Source organism: Roseateles aquatilis (assembly GCF_002205645.1).
In the GTDB taxonomy this organism is placed as follows: domain Bacteria; phylum Pseudomonadota; class Gammaproteobacteria; order Burkholderiales; family Burkholderiaceae_C; genus Roseateles; species Roseateles aquatilis.
In genome coordinates this window covers 86,603-111,399 of the sequence record NZ_NIOF01000014.1, presented here as the reverse complement: position 1 = coordinate 111,399, position 24,797 = coordinate 86,603, and the positions used below count along the sequence as shown (strand labels likewise).

General features: G+C 69.0%; 23 protein-coding genes. 6 read left to right on the top strand and 17 right to left on the bottom strand.

All coding sequences use genetic code 11. From position 1 onward, the window contains the following. Positions 1-80: 80 nt before the first annotated feature. From CDN99_RS23250 to CDN99_RS23240, 3 genes are all read right to left on the bottom strand, one after another. On the bottom strand, positions 81-2,003 hold the full coding sequence (locus CDN99_RS23250) for a PrkA family serine protein kinase (RefSeq protein WP_088387261.1): 1,923 nt from the start codon (positions 2,001-2,003) through the stop codon (positions 81-83). 420 nt (positions 2,004-2,423) lie between these two features. Further along, positions 2,424-3,332: a ParB/RepB/Spo0J family partition protein gene (locus tag CDN99_RS23245; RefSeq protein WP_088387260.1), complete on the bottom strand. Its 909-nt coding sequence runs from the start codon at positions 3,330-3,332 to the stop codon at positions 2,424-2,426. Between the two features lie 102 nt (positions 3,333-3,434). Next, positions 3,435-4,028 (bottom strand): RBBP9/YdeN family alpha/beta hydrolase, encoded by a 594-nt coding sequence (locus CDN99_RS23240; protein ID WP_238139674.1) that lies wholly within the window; start codon positions 4,026-4,028, stop codon positions 3,435-3,437. Positions 4,029-4,085: 57 nt separating this feature from the next. Here CDN99_RS23240 and argC point away from each other — a divergent pair, with 57 nt between their 5' ends. Continuing rightward, complete coding sequence (gene argC / locus CDN99_RS23235) at positions 4,086-5,051, top strand: N-acetyl-gamma-glutamyl-phosphate reductase (RefSeq protein ID WP_088387258.1); 966 nt, start codon at positions 4,086-4,088, stop codon at positions 5,049-5,051. Positions 5,052-5,080: 29 nt separating this feature from the next. Continuing rightward, positions 5,081-5,518 carry a GNAT family N-acetyltransferase gene (locus tag CDN99_RS23230; protein WP_088387257.1) on the top strand — a complete coding sequence of 146 codons (438 nt, stop codon included), beginning with the start codon at positions 5,081-5,083 and terminating at the stop codon, positions 5,516-5,518. A gap of 19 nt (positions 5,519-5,537) precedes the next feature. Here the strand turns inward: CDN99_RS23230 and CDN99_RS23225 are convergent, their stop codons facing one another. From CDN99_RS23225 to mnmG, 4 genes are all read right to left on the bottom strand, one after another. Then, positions 5,538-6,326, bottom strand: coding sequence for a GNAT family N-acetyltransferase (locus CDN99_RS23225; protein WP_141100937.1), 789 nt, complete (start codon positions 6,324-6,326; stop codon positions 5,538-5,540). Positions 6,327-6,376: 50 nt separating this feature from the next. Continuing rightward, a complete protein-coding gene (locus CDN99_RS23220; protein ID WP_088387255.1) occupies positions 6,377-7,150 on the bottom strand; it encodes a ParA family protein in 774 nt (257 codons plus the stop codon). 141 nt (positions 7,151-7,291) lie between these two features. Next, complete coding sequence (gene rsmG / locus CDN99_RS23215) at positions 7,292-7,972, bottom strand: 16S rRNA (guanine(527)-N(7))-methyltransferase RsmG (RefSeq protein ID WP_088387254.1); 681 nt, start codon at positions 7,970-7,972, stop codon at positions 7,292-7,294. 88 nt (positions 7,973-8,060) lie between these two features. Then, positions 8,061-10,040, bottom strand: a complete 1,980-nt coding sequence (gene mnmG / locus CDN99_RS23210) for a tRNA uridine-5-carboxymethylaminomethyl(34) synthesis enzyme MnmG (RefSeq protein WP_088387253.1) — start codon at positions 10,038-10,040, stop codon at positions 8,061-8,063. A 206-nt stretch (positions 10,041-10,246) separates the two neighbouring features. Between mnmG and CDN99_RS23205 the strand changes: the two genes are divergently transcribed. Together CDN99_RS23205 and CDN99_RS23200 are read left to right on the top strand one after the other, a co-directional pair. Further along, positions 10,247-10,501 carry a YkgJ family cysteine cluster protein gene (locus tag CDN99_RS23205; RefSeq protein WP_088387252.1) on the top strand — a complete coding sequence of 85 codons (255 nt, stop codon included), beginning with the start codon at positions 10,247-10,249 and terminating at the stop codon, positions 10,499-10,501. 118 nt (positions 10,502-10,619) lie between these two features. Further along, positions 10,620-11,618, top strand: coding sequence for a Bug family tripartite tricarboxylate transporter substrate binding protein (locus CDN99_RS23200; protein ID WP_088387251.1), 999 nt, complete (start codon positions 10,620-10,622; stop codon positions 11,616-11,618). Between the two features lie 254 nt (positions 11,619-11,872). On the opposite strand, the gene CDN99_RS23195 is transcribed toward CDN99_RS23200, so the two are convergent. The 4 genes from CDN99_RS23195 to CDN99_RS23180 form a co-directional block, all read right to left on the bottom strand. After that, positions 11,873-13,987, bottom strand: coding sequence for a peptidase domain-containing ABC transporter (locus CDN99_RS23195; RefSeq protein ID WP_088387250.1), 2,115 nt, complete (start codon positions 13,985-13,987; stop codon positions 11,873-11,875). A gap of 40 nt (positions 13,988-14,027) precedes the next feature. Further along, positions 14,028-15,272: an HlyD family secretion protein gene (locus CDN99_RS23190; protein ID WP_088387249.1), complete on the bottom strand. Its 1,245-nt coding sequence runs from the start codon at positions 15,270-15,272 to the stop codon at positions 14,028-14,030. A 54-nt stretch (positions 15,273-15,326) separates the two neighbouring features. Then, positions 15,327-15,524, bottom strand: coding sequence for a hypothetical protein (locus CDN99_RS23185; RefSeq protein WP_088387248.1), 198 nt, complete (start codon positions 15,522-15,524; stop codon positions 15,327-15,329). 125 nt (positions 15,525-15,649) lie between these two features. Beyond that, positions 15,650-16,363 carry a helix-turn-helix transcriptional regulator gene (locus CDN99_RS23180; RefSeq protein WP_088387247.1) on the bottom strand — a complete coding sequence of 238 codons (714 nt, stop codon included), beginning with the start codon at positions 16,361-16,363 and terminating at the stop codon, positions 15,650-15,652. Positions 16,364-16,566: 203 nt separating this feature from the next. On the opposite strand from CDN99_RS23180, the gene CDN99_RS23175 reads away from it, so the two are divergent. Then, positions 16,567-16,938 carry a DUF4902 domain-containing protein gene (locus CDN99_RS23175; RefSeq protein ID WP_510633873.1) on the top strand — a complete coding sequence of 124 codons (372 nt, stop codon included), beginning with the start codon at positions 16,567-16,569 and terminating at the stop codon, positions 16,936-16,938. A 55-nt stretch (positions 16,939-16,993) separates the two neighbouring features. On the opposite strand, the gene CDN99_RS23170 is transcribed toward CDN99_RS23175, so the two are convergent. From CDN99_RS23170 to CDN99_RS23155, 4 genes are all read right to left on the bottom strand, one after another. Continuing rightward, on the bottom strand, positions 16,994-18,172 hold the full coding sequence (locus tag CDN99_RS23170; protein WP_088387245.1) for an ABC transporter permease: 1,179 nt from the start codon (positions 18,170-18,172) through the stop codon (positions 16,994-16,996). Continuing rightward, complete coding sequence (locus tag CDN99_RS23165; protein ID WP_088387244.1) at positions 18,169-19,017, bottom strand: ABC transporter ATP-binding protein; 849 nt, start codon at positions 19,015-19,017, stop codon at positions 18,169-18,171. Before CDN99_RS23165 ends, CDN99_RS23170 begins: the two co-directional genes overlap by 4 nt. After that, on the bottom strand, positions 19,014-20,573 hold the full coding sequence (locus CDN99_RS23160; RefSeq protein ID WP_238139673.1) for an alpha/beta hydrolase: 1,560 nt from the start codon (positions 20,571-20,573) through the stop codon (positions 19,014-19,016). The genes CDN99_RS23165 and CDN99_RS23160 overlap by 4 nt, the downstream gene beginning before the upstream one ends. Positions 20,574-20,766: 193 nt before the next feature. Next, positions 20,767-21,372, bottom strand: a complete 606-nt coding sequence (locus CDN99_RS23155) for a MaoC family dehydratase (protein ID WP_375134459.1) — start codon at positions 21,370-21,372, stop codon at positions 20,767-20,769. Positions 21,373-21,396: 24 nt separating this feature from the next. Between CDN99_RS23155 and gstA the strand changes: the two genes are divergently transcribed. Continuing rightward, the gene (gene gstA / locus CDN99_RS23150) at positions 21,397-22,005 is read left to right on the top strand and encodes a glutathione transferase GstA (protein WP_088387242.1); all 609 of its coding nucleotides are present in this window, start codon (positions 21,397-21,399) and stop codon (positions 22,003-22,005) included. A 126-nt stretch (positions 22,006-22,131) separates the two neighbouring features. Here the strand turns inward: gstA and CDN99_RS23145 are convergent, their stop codons facing one another. Both CDN99_RS23145 and CDN99_RS23140 read right to left on the bottom strand, forming a co-directional pair. Beyond that, the gene (locus tag CDN99_RS23145) at positions 22,132-23,712 is read right to left on the bottom strand and encodes a thioredoxin family protein (RefSeq protein WP_238139672.1); all 1,581 of its coding nucleotides are present in this window, start codon (positions 23,710-23,712) and stop codon (positions 22,132-22,134) included. Positions 23,713-23,985: 273 nt separating this feature from the next. Further along, on the bottom strand, positions 23,986-24,747 hold the full coding sequence (locus CDN99_RS23140; protein WP_202820312.1) for a helix-turn-helix domain-containing protein: 762 nt from the start codon (positions 24,745-24,747) through the stop codon (positions 23,986-23,988). Positions 24,748-24,797 lie beyond the last annotated feature (50 nt).

The window sequence follows — 24,797 nt, the reverse complement described above, 5'->3', positions numbered from 1 at the left end:
CGCAAAGGGCCGGAAGGCCCCCGCCGCCCTTGCCGCGGTCACCGCCGTTGCCGGAGCGGGACCGCGGGGCGGGCGGGCTGTCAGCTCGACTTCCTCACGCGCAGGTACCACTCGCACAGCAGCCGCACCTGCTTGGGCGTGTAGCCCTTGTCGACCATGCGCTGGACGAAGTTCTCGTGCTTCTTCGCCTCGTCCGCGCTGGCCTTGGCGTTGAAGCTGATGACCGGCAGCAGCTCCTCGGTGTTGGAGAACATCTTCTTCTCGATCACCGTGCGCAGCTTCTCGTAGCTGGTCCATGCCGGGTTCTTGCCGGCGTTGTTGGCCCGCGCGCGCAGCACGAAGTTGACGATCTCGTTGCGGAAGTCCTTGGGGTTGCTGATGCCGGCCGGCTTCTCGATCTTCTCCAGCTCCGCGTTCAGCGCCGAGCGGTCGAACACCTCGCCGGTGTCGGTGTCCCGGTACTCCTGGTCCTGGATCCAGTAATCGGCGTAGGTCACGTAGCGGTCGAAGATGTTCTGGCCGTACTCGCTGTAGCTTTCCAGGTAGGCGGTCTGGATCTCCTTGCCGATGAACTCGGCATAGCGCGGCGCCAGCGTCTCCTTGATGAAGCCGACGTACTTCTGCTCGGCCTCCTGCTGGAACTGCTCGCGCTCGATCTGCTGTTCGAGCACGTACATCAGGTGGACCGGATTGGCCGCGACCTCGGTCGAATCGAAGTTGAAGACCTTGGACAGGATCTTGTACGCGAAGCGCGTCGAGATGCCGGCCATGCCCTCGTCGACGCCGGCGTAGTCGCGGTACTCCTGGATCGACTTGGCCTTGGGATCGGTGTCCTTCAGGTTGTCGCCGTCATAGATCTGCATCTTGCTGAAGGCGCTGGAGTTCTCCGGATCCTTCAGCCGCGTCAGCACGGCGAACTGGGCCATCATCTTCAGCGTGCCGGGGGCGCACTTGGCCTCGGCGAGCGAGGACCCGCGGATCAGCTTCTCGTAGATCTTCACTTCCTCGCTGACGCGCAGGCAGTAGGGCACCTTGACGATGTAGATGCGGTCGAGGAAGGCCTCGTTGTTCTTGTTGTTGCGGAAGGTCTTCCACTCGCTCTCGTTGCTGTGCGCCAGCACGATGCCGTCGAACGGAATCGCGCCGAAACCTTCGGTGCCCTTGAAGTTGCCTTCCTGCGTCGCGGTCAGCAGCGGATGCAGGACCTTGATCGGCGCCTTGAACATCTCGACGAATTCCAGCAGGCCCTGGTTGGCCAGGCACAGGCCGCCGGAATAGCTGTAGGCGTCGGGATCGTCCTGCGCATAGGTCTCGAGCTTGCGGATGTCGACCTTGCCGACCAGCGAGCTGATGTCCTGGTTGTTCTCGTCGCCGGGTTCGGTCTTCGCGACGCCGATCTGCTTGAGCACGCTGGGCAGCCGCTTGACGACCTTGAACTTGCGGATGTCGCCGCCGAATTCATCGAGCCGCTTGACCGCCCACGGGCTGAGGATGCGGTTCAGGTAGCGGCGCGGGATGCCGTACTCGCGCTCCAGCAGCGGGCCGTCCTCGACCACGTCGAAAAGGCCGAGCGGGCTCTCGTTCACCGGGCTGTCCTTCAGCGCGTAGAACGGCACCTGCTCCATCAGCTGCTTGAGCCGCTCCGCGATGGAGCTCTTGCCACCGCCCACGGGGCCCAGCAGATAGAGGATCTGCTTCTTTTCCTCCAGCCCCTGCGCCGCGTGGCGGAAGTAGCTGACGACCTGCTCGATCGCGTCCTCCATGCCGTAGAACTCGGCGAAGGCCGGATAGATCTTGATGACCTTGTTCTGGAAGATGCGCGAGAGCCGCGAGTCGTTGCGCGTGTCCAGCATCTGCGGCTCGCCGATCGCCTTGAGCATGCGCTCGGGGGCGGTGGCGTAAGCGAGAGGGTTGCGCTTGCACTCGTCGAGGTACTCCTCCAACGTGAGTTCCTCGACCTTGCCGCGTTCGTAGCGTGCCGCGAAATGGCTGATCACATCCATGCTGACCTCCAGAGTAGTTCGTGGGGAGGCGAAGCGTGCGTCCGTGCGACGACGGGCACCGCTTCGTCCAGGAAGTTCTGGCGACGTCCATGACTCAAGGCGTCATCAGAGCTTTCCGAGCTCAGCGTGATCTCAGCAAACGGCCAGCCTATGCTGGTCCAAGTTCCGACCGGTGTGAAATGTCTTTTTGGACAACCGCGATGCCGGTGCGGATTTGGTCGGTCATGCTACGCCCATCGACCGGGCGAGGTAGCAAGACATGACCCTTGTACTCCCTTGTTCAACGTCTGTGAAGCGCCCGAGTTGACGGTCCCCCACCTGTGGGAAATACGCACGAGACGACCCCGACATCGGCGTGCAAGATGACTCGTTGTACGTCGGTTCGGCGGCGGTGGATCAACGTTGACCGTCAAGGGACGGTCAGGTGTCGGCGTCGTCCCGGCGCAGCTTTTGCAGCAAGCCGTTCAGCTCGTCGAGCGAGCTGAAATTGATCGCGACCTCGCCCTGCTCGCCGCGTTTGGTCTTCTTCTTGACGCGGATCTCGACCTGCGCGGTCAGCAGGTCCGACAGCTCTTCCTCCAGCCGCAGCACGTCGCGGCTCTTGGCGGATTTCACGCGCAGCAGCGGTGCCTGGCGGCCCGCGCCCTGCTGGCGCTGCACCAGCTTCTCGGCCTCGCGGACGCTGAGCTTCTTGGCCGCGATCTCGGTGGCGCTGGTGATCTGGTGCGCGCCGTCCAGCGACAGCAGCGCGCGCGCATGGCCCATGTCGATGTCGCCGGCCATCAGCATGTTCTGGACCGGCTCGGCCAGATTGAGCAGGCGCAGCAGGTTGGACGCCGCGCTGCGCGAACGGCCGACCGCCTGCGCGGCCTGGTCGTGGGTCAGGCCGAACTCGTCGACCAGCCGCTTCAGGCCTTGCGCTTCTTCCAGGGCGTTGAGGTCTTCGCGCTGGATGTTCTCGATCAGCGCCATCGCGGCGGCGGACTCGTCCGGCACCGGCTTGACCAGCACCGGCACCTCCGCCAGACCGGCCAGCCTGGCGGCGCGGAAGCGGCGCTCGCCGGCGATGATCTCGTAGCGGACGGCACCGTTGGGCGCGATCGGGCGCACCAGGATCGGTTGCATGATGCCCTGCGCCTTGATGCTCTCGGCCAGCTCGTACAACGAGCCCTCGTCCATGCGGGTGCGAGGCTGGTACTTGCCGGCCTGCATCTGCGCCAGCGGCAGAATGCCGGGTTCGCCTTCGCGCACGGCGGGGGCGTCGCTCACTTTGGGCCCCAGCAGGGCCTCCAGGCCCATGCCCAGGCCCTTGGGTTTCTTTGTCACCATGGGGCGGGATTGTCTGCGATTCGGTGGCGGGGATGCGGCCGGCCGGCGACATCAGTCCGATGTCGGGCGATGGCCGTCGGTGTCGTCAGCGGCCGGCGGCTTTCAATCGACCAGACGCCGCAGCATCGCGCGGCCCTCCGGCCAGGCCCCGAGGCCTGACGCCGTGTTCAGGTGGCCGAGCGGACCGGCGAGCACGAACTCCGCGCCCCAGTCCGCGGCCATGCCGGCGGCACGTTCGGCGCGGCAGAAGGGGTCGTCGCTCGAGGCCACCACGATGGCGGGGAAGGGCAGGCGCGGACGGCGGATCGGGCGCCAGTTGTGGAGCTGGGGCGGGGTGTCGTCCCGCTCCGTGTCCGGCGGTGCCACCAGCAGCGCGCCGGCGACGCGCCGCGTGTGCGCCGAGTGGTCGGCCCAGGCGGCCACCAGCTGGCAGCCCAGGCTGTGCGCGACCAGCAGCGCTGGCTGGCGCGCCAGGCGCGTGTCCTGCTGCAGCACGTCGTCCAGGCGTGCCATCCAGTCGCCGCGCCGCGGCCATTCCCAGTCGTTCTGCTCGACGCGGTGATCGCCGTGGCGGCGTTCCCATTCGCTTTGCCAGTGGGCCGGGTCGGAGTTCAGCCAGCCCGGCAGCAGGTAGACCGGCCGGTCCATGGCGGTCGAGGGGTCGAGGTCATTGGGAGAGGCGGGGTGCGTTGACATCGATTGGCCTTATGCTGCGCGCTTCTTTTGAAGGCAGCGGATTTTGCAGGAGCGGCGATGAAGTACGCGGTGTATGTGGACGGGCAGGAAGGCACGACCGGACTGCGCATCAATGAATATCTGGCGCAGCGCGCCGACATCGAGGTGCTGCGCATCGACGCGGACAAGCGCAAGGACGCGGCCGAACGGGCGCGGTTGCTGAACGCGGCCGACGTCGCGTTCCTGTGCCTGCCGGACGCCGCGTCGCGCGAGGCGGCCGCGATGATCACGAACCCGAAGACCTGCCTGATCGATGCGTCCACCGCGCACCGCACGGCACCGGGTTGGGCCTTCGGCCTGCCGGAGCTGGCCCGCGGTCAGCGCGACGCGATCCGCGCCTCCAAGCGCATCGCCAACCCCGGTTGCCATGCCAGCGCCTTCATCCTGGCGGTGCGTCCGCTGGTCGATGCCGGCCTGCTGCCGGCCGACGCGGCGGTCACGGCGACGTCGATCACCGGCTATTCCGGCGGCGGCAAGTCGATGATCGCGGAGTACGAGGCCGGCGGGAACCAGCAGCTGAAGTCGCCGCGCCCCTACGCGCTGGGCCTGGCCCACAAGCATCTGCCGGAGATGATGGCCCACACCGGCCTGACGTCCGCGCCGGTGTTCATGCCGATCGTGGCCGACTTCTACAAGGGCCTGGCCGTCACCGTGCCGCTGCACCTGAGCCAGTTGCGCGCCGGCACCACGCCGCAGCAGGTCCGCGACGCGCTGGCCGCGCATTACGACGGCGAGCGCTTCATCCGCGTGCTGCCGCTGCGCGACCCGGACACGCTGGCCCACGGCTTCTTCGACGTGCAGGCCTGCAACGACACCAACAACGTCGATCTGTTCGTGTTCGGCAACGACCAGCAGATCCTCGTCATCGCGCGACTGGACAACCTGGGCAAGGGCGCCAGCGGCGCCGCGGTGCAGAGCATGAACGTGCACCTGGGTGTCGACGAGTCGCTGGGCCTGACCGGCCCCGACGTCAACGACATCTGAGCGCGCCCGACCTCGACGTTGCGCGGCAGATGACCTCGTCGACACGCGCATGGCGCCGGGATGGCGCCGTTCCGACCGCCGACCTGGAGACGATCCGCGCGGGCGTCGTCACCTTCGGCCGCCAGCAGACCCAGGGCAGCGACGCGGCCGACATCGCGATCGCGCTCTATGACGGGGATGAGCTGATCGCGGGCGGCTTCGGCCGCACCGAGTTCCAGCGGCTCTACGTCAGCTACCTGTGGGTCAAGGACGAGCATCGCGGGCAGGGCGTCGGCGGCGACTGCCTGCGCCAGCTGGAGGCGCAGGCACTGCGTCGTGGTTGCGTGGACGCGCTGATCGAGACCCTGCTCGACGACGCCGCCGAAATCTACGAGCACCTCGGCTACGCCTGCATCAGCCACGTGCACGACTTCGTGCCGGGCTTCACCCGGCACACGCTGCTGAAGGTCTGGCAGCCCCGGGACTGAGCGCCCGCGCGGGCCGGCGTCAGGCCCAGGCCCGTGGGTCGTCGCTCCGGAAGTGATACCGATAGGCCTGTAAGAAGCCCAGACGGCCGTACAGGCGCCGCGCGACGTCGTTGGCTGCCCCGACCTGCAGATAGGCGCTGGAAGCGCCCTGGCGCCGCGCCTCGGCCAACAGCGCCGCGCACAGGCGCCAGCCATGACCCCGGCCGCGCTGGTCCTCGGGCGTGAAGATGTCGAAGAGCCCGGCGATACCGCCTTCCGACGCGAGGTCGCCTGCCGTGTCGATCGCGACCTGGCCGCAGGCCAGCAGCTCGCCGTCCCGTGTCATCTTGAAGGCCTGATGGCGCACGGTGGCCTGTTCCAGCCGGCGGGCATGGCCGTCGATCTCGGTGGCGCTGGAGCCCCGCAGGGTGCCGATCAGGTCCGCGTACGCGGCGGGCGCCAGCGGCGTGAGGCCACCGGCGTCGCCGAAGGCGTCGAGTGACGGCAGCACCATCACGTCAGCCGGATCGAAGTCGCGCCAGCCCATCGCGGCCAGCTGTCCATCGAGATCGACGGGCTGGCTGAACGGCGTCAGGCGCAACATCAGCGGGAGACCGGCGCGGTCGAAGGCCGCGCGGCAGCGGCGCAGGACTTCGTCCAGCGGCAGCGACCCGGCCGCCAGCGCGTTGACGCAGCGGGAGCGCTTGGCCTTGCCGGGAGACAGCCGCAGCAGCCAGCCGTCGACCTGCGCTTCACGTGGCGCCGAGGCGGCGTTCAGCCCGGCCTGTTCGGCGCGGCGGGCGAGGGCGTCCAGCGCGGCGGGCGTCATGGACGACATCGGTGGTCGGGAGGACACAGGGCGCGGGCGGGCCGTGCCGCTCAGCGCATCGCGCCAACGCGCTGGACCATCTCCCGCGCGAAATCCACGAACGCCTGCGCGCCCTTGGAGCTGCCATCGAAGACGACGCCCGGCAGCCCATAGCTGGGCGCCTCGGCCAGGCGGACGTTGCGCGGGATGACGGTATCGAAGACCTTGTCGCCGAAGTGCGCCTTCAGCTGCTCGCTCACCTGCTGCTGCAGCGTGATGCGTGGGTCAAACATGACGCGCAGCAGGCCGATGATCTGCAGGTCCGGGTTGAGGTTGGCGTGGATCTGCTTGATGGTGTTGACCAGGTCGGTCAGGCCCTCCAGCGCGAAGTACTCGCACTGCATCGGCACCACGACGCCATGTGCCGAGCACAGCCCGTTCAAGGTCAGCATCGACAGCGACGGCGGGCAGTCGATCAGGACGAAGTCGTACTCCTGCGCGACGGCGGCCAAGGCGGTCTTCAAGCGCTGCTCGCGGCGCTCCAACTCGACCAGCTCGACCTCGGCGCCGGCCAACTCTCGGTTGGCGCCCAGCACGTCGTAGCCAGCCTTCTCGCTGCGCTGGCGGGCCTCTGGGATGGAGGCGGCTTCCAGCAGCACGTCATAGACGGTGAGCGTCAACGCGCGCTTGTCGATCCCCGATCCCATCGTCGCGTTGCCCTGCGGATCCAGGTCCACCACGAGCACACGCTGCCCGACCTTCGCCAGACCGGCAGCCAGATTCACGGTGGTGGTCGTCTTGCCGACGCCGCCTTTTTGGTTTGCAACGCAAAAGATCTTGGCCATGAATGCAGGGGAACTGGGTCCGGATCCGATCTCGAAGGTCGAGCATGGGTCCGGATAGGGTTCGCGAGAAGCGGGGAGAGGGGCGGAGCTTAACCGCTCAACCGCCGGACGGCGATCCGGCGTGGCGCCTGGCGGGCGACCTCAGGCGGAAGGTGTGGCGTCCGAGCCGACAGGACGGATCCACAGCAGGCATCGCTGGGCGTCCAGCCCCGGGACTTGAAGCTGTTCCACGTGAAACACGGACAGATCGGGCGCGCGTTGGGCCAGCTCCGCCAGCTCATCCTCGGGGTGTTGACCCTTCATGGCGGCCCACACCGCACCAGCCTTCAGGTGCATGCGCGTCCATTCGGTGAAGTCCGCCAGCGACGCGAAGGCGCGCGAGGTCACCACATCGAAGGGCGCCGTCTTGAGTTGCTCGACACGCGAGTGCTCCGCATGCAGGTTCCGCAGTCCGATCTCGGCCGCGACCTGGGCGATGAAGAACGCCTTTTTTCCCACCGTGTCGACGCAGGTGACGTCGAACGCCGGATCGCAGATGGCGATCACGACGCCGGGCAACCCGCCGCCGCTGCCCACGTCCATCAACCGTAGCGCTTGCCCGTCGGCATGCCGACGCAGCGGCGGGATCAGGCTGAGGCTGTCCACCAGGTGCTGCGTCAGCATCGCCTCGGGGTCCCGGACGGCGGTCAGGTTATAGACCTTGTTCCATTTGGAGAGCAACCCGAGGTAGGCGATGAGCTGGTCGATTTGCTGGTCGTTCAGGCCAAGGCCCAGCGTTTGGGCGGCGGCGGCAAGGCGGGTTCGCAGGTCGAGGTCGGTCATCGGTGAAAGAGGGCTGGGGAACGACAAAGGCAATCGGCGAAGGCCATGAAGGCGGGCGGCGCGGGGCCGAGCGGTCGGCGGATGCCAATCAGGCGGCGGCGGGGGTGTCCTGCGTTGCGGCCGTGACGTCCTGATCGGTGAAGCCCTTGAACCGGCCCTTGCGCAGGTGAATCAACAACAGCGAGATCGCCGCGGGGGTGATGCCGGAGATCCGCGATGCCTGCCCCAGCGTCTCGGGCCGATGCTTGCTCAGCTTCTGGCGGGCTTCGAAGGAGAGGGCGGTCACGAGGTGGTAGTCCAGGTCCTCGGGCAGGCGCAGGTGCTCGTAGTTGGACGCCCGGGCGACGTCGTCCTGCTGCTTGCTGATGTAGCCGGCGTACTTGACGCTGATTTCGATCTGCTCGACGACGGCGCCGGCCATGTCCTGGCCCAGTGTCTCGGACAACGCGGCGCGGGACACGCCCACCTCGGGTCGAGCGATGGTCGCCACCTCCTCGATCGTGTCGAAGGTGACGCCCGGCCGACGGAGCAGGTCGATGAGGTTGTACTCCCGCTCCAACGCCTTGCCGACCAGCCGCTCGGCATCGGCGGCCGGAAGGATGTTCGGGTGCACCCAGGTGGCCTTGAGCTTCTCTGTTTCACGTGAAACAGCGTCGCGCTTGCGGTTGAAGGCGTCCCACCGTGCGTCGTCCACCAGGCCCAGGAGGCGACCGGCTTCGGTGAGGCGCATGTCGGCGTTGTCCTCGCGGAGTTGCAGCCGGAACTCGGCCCGGCTCGTGAACATGCGATACGGCTCGGTGACGCCCTTCGTGATGAGGTCGTCCACCAGCACGCCCAGATAGGCCTGGTCGCGACTCGGCAGCCAGGCGTCCTTGCCCTGGACCTGCAGCGCGGCGTTCAATCCGGCGAACAGCCCTTGGGCCGCCGCCTCCTCATAACCGGTCGTGCCGTTGATCTGGCCGGCGAAGAACAGGCCGCGAATGGCGCGGGTCTCGAAGCTGGACTTCAGCGCGCGCGGATCGAAGTAGTCGTACTCGATCGCATACCCGGGGCGAAGGATGTGGGCGTTCTCCAGGCCCGGGATCGACTGGACCGCGGCGAGCTGGATGTCGAAGGGCAGGGAGGTCGAGATCCCGTTGGGATAGAACTCGTGCGTCGTCAGGCCTTCGGGCTCCAGGAAGATCTGGTGGGAGTCCTTGTCGGCGAAACGATTGATCTTGTCCTCGATGGACGGGCAGTAGCGCGGGCCCACGCCCTCGATCACGCCGGTGAACATCGGGCTGCGGTCGAAGCCGGAGCGGATGATCTCGTGGGTGCGGTCGTTGGTGTGCGTGATCCAGCAGGGCAACTGGGTCGGATGCTGGGCGGCGTTCCCCATGAAGCTGAACACAGGCACCGGGTCCAGGTCGCCGGGTTGCTCGGCGCATTTCGAGAAGTCGATCGTGCGGCCGTCCAGGCGCGGCGGCGTGCCGGTCTTGAGCCGGCCTTGCGGCAGCTTCAATTCCTTGAGCCGGCCCGACAGCGAAACCGCCGGCGGATCGCCGGCCCGGCCGGCGGCGTAGTTCTGCAGGCCGATATGGATGCGGCCGTCCAGGAAGGTGCCGGCGGTCAACACGACGGTGCGCGCGCGGAACTGCAGACCCGACTGGGTGACGGCGCCCACGACGCGGTCGCCCTCGACCATCAGGTCGTCGACGGCCTGCTGGAACAGCATCAGATGAGGCTGGTTCTCCAGACGATGGCGGATGGCGGCCTTGTAGAGCACGCGATCGGCCTGGGCGCGGGTGGCGCGCACGGCGGGGCCCTTGGAGCCGTTGAGGATGCGGAACTGGATGCCGGCCTCGTCGGTGGCGGCGGCCATCGCGCCGCCGAGCGCGTCCACTTCCTTGACCAGGTGGCCCTTGCCGATGCCGCCGATCGACGGGTTGCAGCTCATCTGGCCGAGCGTCTCGATGTTGTGGGTCAGCAGCAGCGTGCTGACGCCCATGCGGGCGGCGGCCAGCGCGGCCTCGGTGCCGGCATGGCCGCCACCGACCACGATCACGTCGAACTCTTTCGGATAAAGCATGGCGAGGATCCAGCGCACACGGCGGAAGTCGCAATCGCCACGGCGCATGGAGCGCACGCACAAACAGACGATTGCCGGCCGGCTGGAGTTCAGATGAGGGAAGGGCGTGATTTTACGCGGGGCTGTGGATAAGTCACAGCCCCAGGGGCATGCGGGCCGGGCCTTGTTGGCGCTCCTCGCTGGCGCGAGGCGACAATGCCCCGGCCATGAACTGCCGTCCCTCCTGCGCCGCCTGCTGCATCGCGCCGTCGATCTCCAGTCCCATTCCTGGCATGCCTGGCGGCAAGCCGGCCGGCGTGCGGTGCGTGCAACTTGACGACGACCTGCGGTGCCGGATCTTCGGACACCCGGAACGGCCGGAGGTCTGCGGCTCGCTATCGCCGTCCGAGGACATGTGCGGCGACAGCCGCGAGCAGGCGATGCGCTGGCTCGGATGGATGGAAGAGCAGACCGCTCCCTGAACGTCGGCTGAACGTGTCCTGAACGCGGCCGTGCCGCCTGCTTCACGGTATCGACAGCACCTTGAAAGCGCGTCTGCGTAGAGTCGACGCCGTCAGAACACAACACCGGAGACACCGCATGACCCCGACCGACGAGGACCGCCGTCGCTTCCTTCAAACCAGCGCGAGCGTGGCCGCCGCGGGCGCCCTTGGCGCCGCGATGCCGGCGTGGGCGCAGGCGACCTGGCCGTCGCGCAACGTGCGTCTGGTGGTGCCCTTCGCGCCCGGCGGCAGCAGCGAGATCGTCGCCCGCGCCACGGCGGCGGAGCTGTCCAAGACGCTGGGCCAGTCGGTCTACGTCGACAACAAGCCGGGCGGCGGCGGCAACATCGCGATGGTCGAGGTCGCGCGCGCGGAGGACCAGCACACGCTGGTGCTCGGCCACATTGGCACGCTGGCGGTGAACCCGTACATCTACGACAAGCTGCCCTACGACCCCGTCCGCGACTTCAAGCCGATCACCTTGCTGGCCAAGGTGCCCAGCCTCTACGTCGTGCATCCGGACGTGCCGGCGCGCAACCTGAAGGAGTTCGTCGCGCTGGTGAAGTCCAAGCCGGGCCGCCTCAACTATGGATCGGCGGGCAATGGCAGCGCGGGCCATCTGGCGATGGAATATCTCAAGATGGTCGCCGACCTCTTCATCCTGCACGTGCCGTACCGCGGCACCGGTCCGCAACTGACGGACCTGCTGTCGGGCCGGCTGGAGGCTGCCTCGGTCGGCGCCCCGGCGATCCTGCAGTTCATCAAGGCCGGCAAGCTGCGTTGCATCGCGACCGGCTCCAAGGACCGCCTGCCGCAACTCCCGGACGTCCCGACGGTCGCCGAGCAGGGCTATCCGGGATTCGAGATGACGCAGTGGTACGGCCTGTGCGCCCCGGCCAACCTGGCGCCCTCGGCGGCGGACAAGCTGGCGATCGAATCGGCCAAGGCGATCCGTTCGGTGAGCGCGCGTGAGCGCTTGAGCCACGACGCCGCCGAGCCCGTCGGCAATACGCCTGCGCAGTTCGCGGCCTTCATCGCGCAGGAGCAGCAGCGATGGAAGGCCGTGGTCGCCCGCGCCAAGATCAAGCCGGACTGATCGCCGCCGTCGCCGTCGCCGTCGCCGCCGACACCAGTACTGGAGCCGATGCAGCGACAAAGGCCAAGGCCCGCACGCGGATTTGAATCGAGCGGAGGGAGACGGCAGGCCGGCCGATGATTGGCGTCAGCGTATGAAGAGGCCGGCCTGCCGGCTTCCTCCGCTGGGCTCGGTGGTGGCAAGCCGTGTTGCGCAGGACCAGCCAACGCGCCAGCCTTCCGGCAGCCGGGGCTACCGGGGCTACCACCGCCCCATCAAGCCTGATAAACGCTGCGCAAATCCTGCGTCACCCGCCCGCCCTGCAAGCTGACCACGCGCTGCGCGGCCGCGATCGTTTCGGGCCGATGCGCGATGACGATGCGCGTCAGCGGCAACTGCCGCAGGCTCGCATTGACCTGCCGTTCGCGGTCGACGTCGAGCGCGCTGGTCGCCTCGTCCAGGAAGAGGAACTGCGGCCGCTTGTACAGCGCGCGGGCCAGCAGCACGCGCTGGCGCTGACCGCCTGACAGGCTGGAGCCCATGTCGCCGATCAGCGTCTGGAAGCGCATCGGCATCGCCTCGATGTCGTCCAGCACGCAGGCCAGTCGGGCGCATTCACGGACCCACTCCGGATCGACGTTCAGGTCGAAGAAGCTGATGTTGTCCGCGATGCTGCCGGCGAAGAGCTGATCGTCCTGCATCACCGTGCCGATGCGTTCGCGCCAGGCATTCGCGCCGAGCTGCGCCAGCGCCACGCCGCCGACGCGGATCTCGCCCTGCTGCGGCGCGTGGATGCCCAGCATCAGCTTCATGAGCGTCGTCTTGCCGCAGCCCGACGGGCCAACGATGGCGACCGACTCGCCCGGCTCGATGCGCAGCGAGCAGCCAGCGATCACCTCCGGCTCGCCGTCGGCGTAGCGGAACCGCAGGTTGTCCAGCTCGAGCACCGCATCGCGGGGCACCGTGCGGCCGGGCGCGTCGAGCTCGGCCTCGGGCGCGGTCAGCACGATGTCGGCCAGGCGCTCGCCCTGCAGGCGCAGCATCTTCAGCGCCACGACCTTGTCGATCAGCCCACCGACGCGCTGGCTGAACTGGTCCTTGTAGGCGAGGAACGCGAACAGCATGCCGACCGACAGTTCCTTGTCCAGCACCAGCATCGCGCCGAGCCCGACGATGGCCACGCGCTCCAGCCCGAACAGCAGCTTGTTGCCCTGACCCATGCCGAGCTCCAGCTTGCGGCCGGTCAGCGACGCGTTCATCTGCTCGACGACGAGGTTGGAGAAACGCGCGCTGCGGTCCGCCTGCGCGTTGAACAGCTTGATCGCCTGCGCGCCGCGCAGCGATTCGAGGAAGTGGCTGTTCTGGCGCGCCTCATGCGTCAACGCCTCTTCCTGCGCGACGCGCAGCGGCTTGAAGAATGCCCAGCGCAGGGCCGCGTAGCCGACCACCGCGAGCAGCGCGATCGCCGTCAGGCGCAGGCTGTACAGCGACATCATCGCCAGCGTCAGCAGCACCATCAGGCCGTCGAGCATCGCCTCGATGAAGCTGCCGGTGAGCGTCTTCTGGATCTCCTGCACGCTGGAGAAGCGCGACCAGATGTCGCCGAGATGGCGCTTCTCGAACCAGGCCAACGGCAAGCGCAGCAGGTGCGCGAACACGTTGGACAGCCACTGCAGGTTCAGTGACGCCGACAGGATCATCACCGCCCACGAGCGCAGCAGACCCACGCCCACCTGCAGCACCACCAGCAGCGCGAAGCCGATCACGAGCGTCACCAGCAGATCGCGGTCGGCGCTGACGATGACGCCGTCGACGGTCCATTGCAGCAGGAACGGCGACAGCAGCCCCAGCAACTCCAGCCCGAGCGCCAGGCCCAGCACCTGCGCGACCGAGCGCTTCAAGCCCGTCACGTGCCCGAGCAACTGCCGCCAGCGCGGCGCCGGGGCAGGGGCCTTGCGGGCGAAGTCCATGCCGGGCCGCAGTTCGAGCGCGACGCCGGTGAAGTGCTTGGAGACCTCGGTCAGCGACAGGCGGCGCTCGCCCAGCGCGGGGTCGAGGATCACCGCCTGGTCGCCCTGCACGCGGTCCAGCACGACGAAATGATTGAAGTCCCAATGCAGCACGCAGGGCGTCTGCAGCTTGTGCAGCGTGGCCGGTTCGGCGCGCAGCGCGCGCGCCGTGAGGCCCAGTTGCGCGCCCATGCGGACCATGTCCGCCATCGTCATGCCCTTGAGCGAGACGGCGAAACGGTCGCGCAATTCCGCGAGCGTCCAGCGCTGGCCGTGCGTCGCCGCGACCATCGCGAGGCAGGCGAGGCCGCACTCGGCGGCCTCGGTCTGGAGGATGACGGGGCGACGTCGTCGCCAGCCCAGGTTCAGGCGATCAAGCAACCGGGGTCGGGCAGGAGAAGAGGCGGCGGAAGGGGCGGCATCAGACACGACGGGCGAGGCTCAGCAGCGGTTCGAAGATCCATTCGATGAGACGGCGGCGCTCGAGCAGCACGTCGGCCTCGAGCAGCATACCCGGGCTCAGCGATTGATCCTGCCCATAGGCCTGCACCGACTGGCGCTGCAACTGCACGGTGATGCGGTACATCGGCTCGCCTTGCGTCATCGCGGCGGGCAGCCCGAGCTGGGCCAGCTCCGCGGCCTGCAATGGCGTGCGGGAGACCTGCAGGACCTCGCCTTCCTGCTGGCCGAATTTCTGGTACGGGAAGGCCTGATAGCGCAGCAGCACCGTCTGGTGCGGGCGCAGGAAGCCGACGGCGCTGGACGGGGCGTAGAGGTGCGCCTGCAACGGCGTGTGCGCCGGCAGCAGCGCGGCGAGCTGGGTGCCGGCCTGCACGACCTGGCCGGGATCGGCCAGCACGGTGCTCATCTGGCCGTCGCTGGGCGCGCGCAGCACCAGGCGGCGACGCGCTTCGTTCTCGACGCCCTGCGCCTGCAAGGCGGCGATGTCGCGAGAGAGCTCGCCCTGCTGCACCTCGGCCTTCAAGGGCAATGCCTGGAGCTCAGCTTGCAGGCCCAACGCCTCCCGCTGCAGGTTCTCGCGCTCGCGCGCCAGCGCCTGCCGTTGGGCCTGCAAGCCAAGCAACTCCTCCCGCTTGGTCTGGACCTGGGCGCTCGAGACGAACTGGTCTTTCGCCAGTGACTCGAGCCGGCCCAGGCTCTGCTGCGCGAGCGCCTCGCGCTCCGCATGCAGCCGCAGCTCGGCATCGGCCTGCCGCAGCGTGGCATCCAGCGTCCCGATGCGTGCCTTCAGCGACGTCGCCTGGCTCTGCGCCAGTTCGCGCTGCTGCGCCTGTGCCGCGCCCAGCGAGCGTTCGCGCTCGCGCAGGGTCCGGGACAGGCCGTCGCCGTTGGGGTTCGTGCTGTCGAGCGAGAGCACGAACAACACGTCGCCTTCATGCACCTGCTGCCCGTCCTGGACAGGTCGTGCCACGACGGTGGCGCTTTGCGGCACGCTCAGCCGCATCACGCCGCGCTCGGGCACCAGCAGGCCGTTGACGCGGGCCTTGCGGGTGTATTCGCTGCTGAACAGGAATGCGCCGACGGCGATCACGCCACCCAGTGCAAGGATGCTCAGCCATCGCAGTGTCGCGGGGCGATGCAGTTGCACCGATCCCAGCCAGGCCTGCTGTTGCGAGGCCTGCGCTTCGGCGCGGAAGAGCGCCATCACAACTGCTACGCCTTGTTGCGAACCTGACGGTCGCGAATCAGCCTCGGGGGCTTACCAGGTGCCCTTGGGGGCCGGTTCCATGCCCGCGTCGAGCGAGGCCAGCGCCACGGTCGCCGTGGCATCGGCGCCCACCAGCCAGGTGCCCTTGGGTGCACCGCCGCCGACGTGGACCAGGCTTTGCAGATCGAGTTCGATCAGGCCTTCTTCGGTCTGGGCGTTGACGATGACGGTGTTGGGTTGGGCTTGCATAAAAGGCTCCAGATTCGGTGACGTGCTCTCGATGTGTTTGAGCACGGAACGAATTGAAGCAGCGAGCGCGCGCCTCGATAACTGTCAGCTCTTACAGTGTTTACATCCTGCCCAGGACGGCAGGATCAGCGGATGAGGCCCAGTCTCAGCGCCTTCAGAACGGCCTGATGCTTGTTGGTGCAGCCCAGCTTGTGCATCGCGTTGTTGATGTGCAGCACGGCGGTCCGTTCCGTGATGCTCAGGATGGCGCCGACTTCCCAGGCGGTCTTGCCTTCCATCGTCCAGTTCAGGCACTCGAGCTCGCGCGGCGTGAGGCGCGGCGAGTCGGCGCTTTTCTGTTCCGGCAGCAGCACACGCAAGGCCGTGTCCACCGCATGCACGGCGAACAGCTGCAGGTCGGCGACCATGCGCGTCAGTTCGACTTTGTCGCTTGGCAATGGGCGATCGCGATCGACGCCCAGCACGAAGTGGCGGCCCTCGGGCAGGTGCAGCGCCAGGCAGATGCCGGTGCTGTAGCCGAATTGGGCTTGCGATTCCCAGATGTCGCTGGCGCCGTGCTGAGCGTAGGTCTGGCGGTCCCACACGATCGGCATGCTGTTGCGCTTGCAGTGCTGCATGACGGGATCGCGGCGGCCGAACTCGGGCGCGTGCATCACGTCGCTGTAGCCCACGGGGCAGTTGTCGATGGTGATGAACTCGGACTGCGCGAGCGTGTGGTCCACCACGGTGATGGCGGAGACCGTCTGGAACTCCAGGCTTTGCGCGAAGCGGATCACCTCACTGCGGAACTCGTCCCGTGAGCGTGCTTCTAGAACTGACTGATAACCGCCTTGCAGCATCGATCGCTCCGGTCCGTCGACCGGCCTGTTGTGTCCCGACGGCGTGCCTGTCATGCGCCGGGCGGGGCCTGCATAGGTCCCGTGACGCATTCACGCCCCTGACAGGGTTTACAGCTGGCGATGCCCCCTCATCGTGACCACACTGCTGGTCATGGGGAGAAGCATCCGCCGATCCGTAGTACCCAAACTAAACAATTCTGACAATGACACCAGCTTGGATTGTGTACGCGTGGCCACGAATATTGTGTGATGTACAGCGTTTACCTCGCTTGCAGTTCGCGCATTTGAGCACGCGCGTGTTGGTGGCGGGAGACGACGATCGGCCGGCCATGGGGCAAACCCTGTGGAGCGGGGAATCCGAGTTCGGCGCCGCCGGCGTGGCCTGGGACTGGGTGCGCATGCCCTACGGCATCGTCTCGATGGTCGATCCGATGGCGCTCGTCACCAACATGCAGTTCCTCAACCGCGAGGGCGAGGTGCTGGCGCCGATGGAATCGGCGATCCAGCTCAACGGCATCGTGCACGCGCTGCCCTGGCAGGAGCAGGTCCAGCGCGCCCTGTTGACGCGCCACTGACGGCGCGGCGTCGCCTTGATCGGCGTCATGCGCCGGATCAAGGCGACACGCACGCTCAGCGCGCGACCGCGGCGCGCATCGAGCGCGCGACGAACGCCAGGCCGGCGATCGTCAACGCGGCGCCGACGATCACCGTCGGCATCACCTTCGCGAAGGTCAACGCCTCGCCCTTGAGCACCTGCATCATGAGCTGGTTCTGACCCAGGCCCGGCACCCACAGATGCCAGGACGCCTCCCCGCCCGGATTGACGATCGCCACCATCGGCGTCAGCGCCACGGCGGTGATCACCAGCGTCGTGCTGGCCTGCGCTTCCTTGAAGGTCTTGGTGCGGATCGCCAGCGCCATCAGGATCGCGGCCAGGCCGGCGCCCAGCGGGATCTGCAGCAGCAGGAAGCGCAGCGCCTCGCCCCAGCCGAACTGGAACATCGCCGCCAGCGCGTCGCTGCGCATCAGCCACTGGCCGGGCAGGAAGCTGAGGTTGGACAGCACCGCCACCAGCATGCCGGCCATCAGCACCGCGGCCCACTTGCCGGCCACGATGGCGGCATGGGGCGCGGGGTTCACCAGCAGCGGCTCGAGCGAGCCGCGCTCGCGCTCGCCGGCGGTGCTGTCCAGCGCCGCGGTCAGCGCGCCGTAGAGCACCGCCATCATGATGAACATCGGCAGCATCTGCGTCAGCCGCGTGGCGCGCGCCTGGACGCTGGCCAGATCGCGCTCCTGGACGTCGAGCGGCCGCAGCTGCTGCGCGCCGATGCCGCGCATCGCCAGGGTCAGCGTGGCGCGTTCCGTGCTGAAGGACTGCATCAGTCGGCTGATCGCCCCGACACCGGCCTCCGCGCGCTGGTTGGCGCTGTCGCTGACGATCCGCACCGTGGCCTGCTCGCCGCCGGCGAGCAGCGTCTCGAAGTTGTCCGGCACGACCAGCACCGGATCGGTCAGCCTGGCGCTGCGCAGCGCCGTCTCGTAGTCGGCGGGGGCCTCCTTGATGGTGAAGGTCTGGCGCTCGATGAAGTTGCGCAGCGTCGGCGCGTTGGCGATGCCCACGACCAGGATCTCGCGCTGCTCCGCGCGCTCCTGCAAGGAGGCGGCGAGCCCCGACATCAGCATCAGCATCAGCGGGCCCATCAGCATCGATGGGATCAGCAGGCGCAGCAGCGTGCGGCGGTCCCGCAGCGCGTCGACGATCTCCTTGGCGAAGACGGTCCGGAAGGCTTTGAAGAAGGCGATGTTCATGCGGCGGGCTCCTCGCGGCGGATGGTCGCGGACAGGGGCGATGGGGACCGGGCGGCCTCGGGGAAGGCCAGGTCGACGAAGGCATCCTCGAAGCGGTCGCGGCCGGTCTGCGCGAGCAGCCCGTCCACCGTGCCGGTCGCGACCGAGCGGCCGTGGGACATCACCACGACCTGATCGCAGAGCTGCTCGACCTCTTGCATGATGTGGCTCGAAAACACGATGCACTTGTTGCCACCGGCCGGCGAGCGCAGGTGGCGCAGCACCTCGCGCAGCGCGCGGGTGGCGACGACGTCCAGGCCGTTGGTCGGCTCGTCGAGCACGATGTTGGCCGGGTCGTGCACCAGCGCGCGGGCCAGCGCGGTCTTCATGCGCTCGCCCTGGCTGAAGCCCTCGGCGCGGCGGTCGAGGATGGCGCGCATGTCCAGCAGTTCCGCCAGCGCCTCGGCGCGGGCCTGCGCCTGCTCCATCGGCATGTCCTGCAGGCGGGCGAAGTAGACGACGTTCTCGCGCGCGGTGAGCCGCGGGTAGAGCCCGTGCGCGTCACCCAGGATGCCCATGCGGCCGAGGGCCTCGCGCGGCCGCGTCAGCACGTCGATGCCGTCGACGGCGATCTTGCCGGCGTCGGGCGCGAACAGCCCCGCCAGCATCCGCAGCGACGTTGTCTTGCCGGCGCCGTTGGGGCCCAGCAGGCCGGTGATGCGGCCGTCGGGCGCGTCGAGGTCCAGGTGCTCGACGGCGACGACCGTCTTGGCCTTTCCCTTGCCCTTGCCGAGCAGGGACGCGAGCGACAAGCCGCTGGCGCCGCGCGTCTCGAAGGTCTTGTGGAGCGCTTGCAGGCGGATCATCGGTTGGACTCCCGGGCGGCGGAGGCGGCGGCCGAGACGGTCGCCGGAGTGGGGGGCAGGAAGGCGGGCGGACGCGGGATGCGCGTCGCGCAGGCGGTGTCGACGCGCAGCGCGTCGGCGTCCTTGGGTGCGTCGATGAAGCGGTAGACCACATCGCGCATGCAGGCCAGCGTCAGCGCGACGCCATGGCCCGCCTGCGGCACGACCACATGCACGGCCTGCGCGCCGAGCGCCTGGGCGACACGGGTGGCGTGGCGCGGCGGCGTGGCCGGATCGGCGCCGCCGCTGACCAGCAGCACCGGCGTCTTCGACACCGGAAGGGTGTAGAACGCCGCGGGCACCTCGCCACGCGGCCACTGGCGGCAGACGCTGCTGTAAAGGTCGCTGTCCAGCGTGCCGAAGTCGGCGGCGGGCGCCTCGGTCGACTGCGTGATGCGCGGCGCGTCCTCGGCGCAGATGACGGAGAAGTGCATGCCCTCGGCGATGCGCGTCGCGCGCGATCCGCCGCCGAGCTGGCCGGCCAGGCCGGCGACCGCGTCGAAGCGGCCTTGCGCGGCCTCATGCAACGCGGCGGGCAGGGCGGCGGCGGTGGCCGGCGCGTACAGCGGCGGCCGCACCATGCCGAGCAGCGCCTCGCGGGTCAGCGTCACGTCCTCGCTCCGGCCGGTGACCGGATGGGTGAAGGTGACCTTGCGCGGCAGGCTCTTGAGCAGCCCCTGCCATTCGGTCCGCAGCGCGGGGAAGCGCGCGTTGCAGGCGGTCTCCTTCGCGCAGGCGTCGATCACGCCGTCCAGCGCGGCCTGCACGTCGCGGGAGAAGGACACCGGCAGCACCATGTCGGGCGGCGCGACGCCGTCGATCACCGCGCGTCGCACGCGCTGCGGGAACTGGCGCTGGTACTCCAGCCCGGCCCGCGTGCCGTAGGACGCGCCGACCAGGTTCCACTGCTCGACGCCGAGCGCCGCGCGCACCGCGTCCATGTCCTGCATCGCGATGGTGGTGGTGTAGAAGCGCAGGTCGCCGTGGGGCAGCCGCTCCAGCTGCGTGCGGCATTGGTCGAGCAGGCGCAGCCTGGCGCCCGGTTGGACCAGCTCCTCCAGCGGCTTGTCGCTGTTGTCCGGGCACACCAGCGGGGCGGACCGGCCGGTGCCGCGCTGGTCGACGAAGACCAGGTCGCGGCGGTAGTTCAGGCGCGAGAGCCGCGGCAGCACCATGCCCGTCAGCGCGACCGCGCTCTGGCCGGGGCCGCCGGCCAGCAGCAGCACGGGATCGGGGAACTTGTTGCGTGCCAGCGCGCGGACGACGACGAAGTGGATGTCGATCTGCGTGCCGGTCGGTCGGGCGGGGTCGAGCGGGCGGCGGATGCTGCCGCACTGGACTTCGGTGGGCACGCCGTCGACGCGGCAGGCGGTCAGCGAGGCCAGGCCGTCGGCGCTGGCCGTACTTGCGGCGCTGGTGGCGCCGGTGGCGCTCGCGGCGCCGCCATCGGCCGCCGAAGCGGCGCTCGCGCACAGGGCGGTCGTCGCGAGCATCAGCGCCAGGGTCGGCGCCAGCATTCGGCGCGATCGGTGGGTCACGGGGCCAGGTCTTGCCCCTCGCGGTGTCGTCATCGTTCACTCCTCCAAAAGTGCCCGGCGATTATGGCGAGCGGATCGGGGAGCAACGGCGGCGTCCGGGGCGGACTGCCGGACCGGGGGGGCGAATCGACGCGGCGTGGGATGAACGGGCGCTGGGCGCCCGCCTGGCGGACTAGTCGGCGGGAGGCGCCTCGCGGCGGCCGAACATGCCCCAGCCCTCCATGCTCATGACCTGCTCGTCATGCTGGTTGAAGACGGCCCAGGCGGAGCGCACCAGCCCGATCGTCGGCCGGCTGCGGCTGGCCTTGGTCTCCAGCACCGTCATCCGCACCCGCAGCGTGTCGCCCGGGCGCACCGGCTTGAGCCAGCGCAGGTTGTCGATGCCGGGCGAGCCCTGGCTGGTCGAATCGAGCAGGTAGGCGTCGCACATCATGCGCATCACCAGCGCGCAGGTCTGCCAGCCGCTGATGGACAGGCCGCCGAGGACCGACGCGTTCGCCGCCTCCTCGTCCAGGTGCAGGGGCTGCGGGTCGTAGGCGGCGGCGAAGGCGAGGCCCTCCGCCCGGTCCACCAGGCGCGAGCCGAACTCGCGCACCTGGTCGACGGCGAAGTCTTCGAAGGCGTAGGTTTTCATCGACGTATCCCCAGAGGCGACAACGGCACCGACTGTAGGCCCGCGCCGCAGCCGCCGTTGGCGCGCCGGCGACAGCGCGCGGGAAGCCCCCGTCGTTGCGCGGGCCGCGGCGGACGCGTATGGTGCTCCGCGTTTCTCCCCCAATCCGAGACTTCCTCAGGAGACCCCATGAAGCTCTATTACAGCCCTGGCGCCTGCTCGCTGTCCCCGCACATCGTGCTGCGCGAGGCCGGCCTGGCCTTCGAGCCGGTGCTTGCCAGCACCAAGACCCACAAGCTGCAGGACGGCACCGACTACTACGGCATCAACCCCAAGGGCTATGTGCCGCTGCTGGAGCTGGACGACGGCCAGCGCCTGAGCGAAGGCCCGGCGATCGTCCAGTTCATCGCCGACAAGGCGCCGGAAAAGAAGCTCGCCCCCGCCAACGGCACGATGGAGCGCTACCGCCTGCAGGAGTGGCTCAACTTCATCACCAGCGAGCTGCACAAGGGCTTCACCCCGCTGTTCAATCCGGCCATGCCGGAGGACGCCAAGACCCTGGCGCGCAACAAGCTGCACGAGCGTTTCAAGTGGCTCGACGGCCAGCTCGACGGCAAGCAGTACCTGATGGGCGATCAGTTCACGGTGCCGGACGCCTACCTGTTCACCGTCACGAACTGGGGTGCCCACGTGGGCGTCGACGTGTCGGGTTATCCGAACCTGGTGGCCTATCGCGGCCGCGTCGCCGCGCGTCCCGCGGTGCAGGAGGCGATGAAGGCGGAAGGCCTGTTGAAGTAAGGCCTGTCGGCTCAGGGCCCGCGGCGGGGCCCAGAACCTCGCGGGGCCGGGCGCCTGGCACGGGCCGCCTCGGCCCGCGGACCGGGCCGCCATCCCGGCGGCCCGTCGGCGCCCGCCTCCGGGCGTTCAGCCCTTCTTCTTCAGCAGCGTCTCGCAGGCGCCCTTGTCGGCCGCTTCCTGCTTGGCGCAGACGCCGTCCAGTTGCGTGCGCAGGCGGCCCAGCGCGGCGTCGTTCTGGCCGTTGGCGTTCCACGCGACCAACTGGCTGCCGACCTTCTGCAGCGAGCGCGCGCTGCGCTCATAGAAGGCGCCCTTGTCCTTGCCGGCCTCGGCCAGCAGCTGCGACGCCGCCTTCTCGATGCGCGCCGAATCCTGCGGCGCCAGCTCCACCAGCGCGCTCAGGTAGTTGGAGCCCCACTGCAGGCGCGTGGCCGGGCCTTCGCTCTTGTTGAAGGCCTCCTCGTACCAGCGCAGCGCTTCTTCCTTGCGGCCCTGCTTGCGGGCGTTGCCGCCGAGCTGGCTCATCAGGTAATACGGCGAGTGGCTCTTGGCGACGCTCGACTTCAGCAGCGCGTCGCTGTCGCTCCACAGGCCGGCGCGGCCCAGCAGGAAGGCGGCCGAGGTGATCACGGCCTGGCGCTCGTAGCCGTCGGTGATTTCCTTGTCGGCCTTGGCCGTGTGCGCCTTGACCTCGGCCAGCAGCGCGGCGGGCAGCTTGGGATTGAGCTCGTCCTTCTTCTGGTCCAGGCGGGCCAGCTCGACACGCGCCAGCAGCGACTGCAGGCGATCGGCGCGCGACAGCGACGCGTCCGCCTCGAAGCGCTTCAGCGCCGCGTCGAACTTGCCGATCAGCGCCTGGCGGTCCGCGCCGGCGGCCGGCGTCAGCGCGCGGACGATGTCGTCGCCGCTGTTGCTCAGCACGTCCATCTGCGCGCGCGACGCGGCCGGATCGGCCAGCACCTGCTCGACGCGGGCGCGCAGCGCGGCGTCGGCCTTCAGCGCGCCACCGCCCTCGGTCGCGGCCAGCGCCTTCAGCCACAGTCGCGTGGTGGTCTCGTCGTCGACGCCCTGGCTGGCCGCGGCCAGCTTGGCCAGCAGCGCGGGACGCTGCGCGGCAGGCACCAGTTGCTGCTCATCGGTTTCCCAGGAATAGAAGCCGAGCAGCTTCCACTCGTTGGCGCTCAGCTTCTTGCCGGCCTGCGCGTCGGCCAGCACCGTCTTGACCGGGCGGCCACCGGCCAGGCCCAGCTGCAGCACGCGCAGCACCTGCGGCGCGTCCACCTCGCCCGGCAGGCGCGTCAGCTCCTGGCCGTCGTTGCTGAACAGGATCATGGTCGGGTAGCCGCGCACCTTGAAGCGCGCGCCCAGGCGCTGCGCGCCGGGGTTGTCCCCGTCGATGTGGACGGCGACGAAGGCGCGCGACTGCTCGATGAAGTCGGCGCGGTTGAACAGCGTCGCCTTCAGCTGGTTGCACGGCGGGCACCACTTCGCGCCCCAGTACAGCAGGACCGGCTTCTTCTCGCCGCGGGCCTGGGTGAAGGCGCGCTCGATGTCGCTGTCGCCGGAGGCTTCCTGCCAGGACACCGCGGTGGCGGCGCTCGCGGCCGTCGCGGCGGGCATCAGCGCCGGCACGGCGCCCAGGGTGGACAGGGCGGCCGCCAGCACGGTCAGGCGCAGGCCACGTTGCATCGAGAGGGTCAGGGTCATGGTCATGGTCGTTGCCGGCCTCGTGAGCCGGTCGTGAGCGGATGAGGGCGCCTCCTGCCCCGCGGCTGGATGGCGAACCGGCATTGTGGCGCTGGAAAAGATCCGGCGATATGCGGGTGGGTTCTAACGATAGACAGCGTCGGCGCCCCGAATGGCGCGTTTTCGCACGGGGTCGGCGGTCCTCGCACGGATGGCGGTTCCCGGCTTTGCGCGTCGTGCGCTCCACCGCGGCTCCCGCGCCGCGACGTGCCCGGTGATCGGCCGATCCAGCGATCAAGCGTCGGCCAGCGCGCGGCGCGTGGCGGCGTCCGCCGGGAAGAAGTGCTCGACCCTGAGCGAGGCCAGCGTCACGTCCAGTGGCGAGCCGAAACTGGTGAACGCCGAGAACAGGCTCAGCAGCCCCGCCGACGAGCGCAGCCGCGTGTGCAGCAGCGGCGTGTGGGCATGTTGCGGGACGCGCGTCGGCACATGCGGGCGCAGGTCCTCGAGCAGCGGCTTGAGCTCCGGGAAGTGGGCCGCCTCGTGTTGGGCGCGGCTCCAGAGCGCGGCGCAGACCTCGTCCTCGTTCTCGCACAACGTGCGCAGTCCGCCGGGCTCCAGGCAGGCGCGCAGCAGGTTGAAGCCCGGTCGCAGCATCGCGTCGGCGTCCGCGCCCAGCAGCGTCATCAGCCGGTGCGCGCCGCGGTTGGCCATCACGAGGTTCCAGCCGCCGTCCAGCACCAGCGCCGGCGCGGGGTCGTGGGCGTCGAGCAGGTGCCGCAGCGCCTGCCGTACCTCGGCCATGTCGGGGTCGTCGAGCGAGCGGCGCGGGTAGTGGGGCGCATAACCGGCGGACAGCAACGCCTCGTTGCGACGCGGCAGCGGCGCCTCCAGCGCGTCGAGCAGCGCGATCAGCATCTCGCGGCTGGGCCGGGCGCGGCCGGTCTCGATGCAGCTGAGGTGGCGCTGCGACACGCCGACGCGCATCGACAGTTCCAGCTGGCTCAGGCGCCGCTCGCGGCGCAGCTCGGGGAGGAGGGCGAAGGCTTGGCTCATGCGGCGGATGCTAGCGGCGGGACCGCTGGCGGCAATGACCTCGCAGGTCA

Coding starts and splice junctions, on each gene's coding strand:
- CDN99_RS23250 (WP_088387261.1), bottom strand. CDS start 2,003: ATGGATGTGATCAGCCATTTCGCGGCACGCTACGAACGCGGCAAGGTC.
- CDN99_RS23245 (WP_088387260.1), bottom strand. CDS start 3,332: ATGGTGACAAAGAAACCCAAGGGCCTGGGCATGGGCCTGGAGGCCCTG.
- CDN99_RS23240 (WP_238139674.1), bottom strand. CDS start 4,028: ATGTCAACGCACCCCGCCTCTCCCAATGACCTCGACCCCTCGACCGCC.
- argC (WP_088387258.1), top strand. CDS start 4,086: ATGAAGTACGCGGTGTATGTGGACGGGCAGGAAGGCACGACCGGACTG.
- CDN99_RS23230 (WP_088387257.1), top strand. CDS start 5,081: ATGACCTCGTCGACACGCGCATGGCGCCGGGATGGCGCCGTTCCGACC.
- CDN99_RS23225 (WP_141100937.1), bottom strand. CDS start 6,326: ATGACGCCCGCCGCGCTGGACGCCCTCGCCCGCCGCGCCGAACAGGCC.
- CDN99_RS23220 (WP_088387255.1), bottom strand. CDS start 7,150: ATGGCCAAGATCTTTTGCGTTGCAAACCAAAAAGGCGGCGTCGGCAAG.
- rsmG (WP_088387254.1), bottom strand. CDS start 7,972: ATGACCGACCTCGACCTGCGAACCCGCCTTGCCGCCGCCGCCCAAACG.
- mnmG (WP_088387253.1), bottom strand. CDS start 10,040: ATGCTTTATCCGAAAGAGTTCGACGTGATCGTGGTCGGTGGCGGCCAT.
- CDN99_RS23205 (WP_088387252.1), top strand. CDS start 10,247: ATGAACTGCCGTCCCTCCTGCGCCGCCTGCTGCATCGCGCCGTCGATC.
- CDN99_RS23200 (WP_088387251.1), top strand. CDS start 10,620: ATGACCCCGACCGACGAGGACCGCCGTCGCTTCCTTCAAACCAGCGCG.
- CDN99_RS23190 (WP_088387249.1), bottom strand. CDS start 15,272: ATGGCGCTCTTCCGCGCCGAAGCGCAGGCCTCGCAACAGCAGGCCTGG.
- CDN99_RS23185 (WP_088387248.1), bottom strand. CDS start 15,524: ATGCAAGCCCAACCCAACACCGTCATCGTCAACGCCCAGACCGAAGAA.
- CDN99_RS23180 (WP_088387247.1), bottom strand. CDS start 16,363: ATGCTGCAAGGCGGTTATCAGTCAGTTCTAGAAGCACGCTCACGGGAC.
- CDN99_RS23175 (WP_510633873.1), top strand. CDS start 16,567: ATGACACCAGCTTGGATTGTGTACGCGTGGCCACGAATATTGTGTGAT.
- CDN99_RS23170 (WP_088387245.1), bottom strand. CDS start 18,172: ATGAACATCGCCTTCTTCAAAGCCTTCCGGACCGTCTTCGCCAAGGAG.
- CDN99_RS23165 (WP_088387244.1), bottom strand. CDS start 19,017: ATGATCCGCCTGCAAGCGCTCCACAAGACCTTCGAGACGCGCGGCGCC.
- CDN99_RS23160 (WP_238139673.1), bottom strand. CDS start 20,573: ATGCTGGCGCCGACCCTGGCGCTGATGCTCGCGACGACCGCCCTGTGC.
- gstA (WP_088387242.1), top strand. CDS start 21,397: ATGAAGCTCTATTACAGCCCTGGCGCCTGCTCGCTGTCCCCGCACATC.
- CDN99_RS23145 (WP_238139672.1), bottom strand. CDS start 23,712: ATGACCCTGACCCTCTCGATGCAACGTGGCCTGCGCCTGACCGTGCTG.
- CDN99_RS23140 (WP_202820312.1), bottom strand. CDS start 24,747: ATGAGCCAAGCCTTCGCCCTCCTCCCCGAGCTGCGCCGCGAGCGGCGC.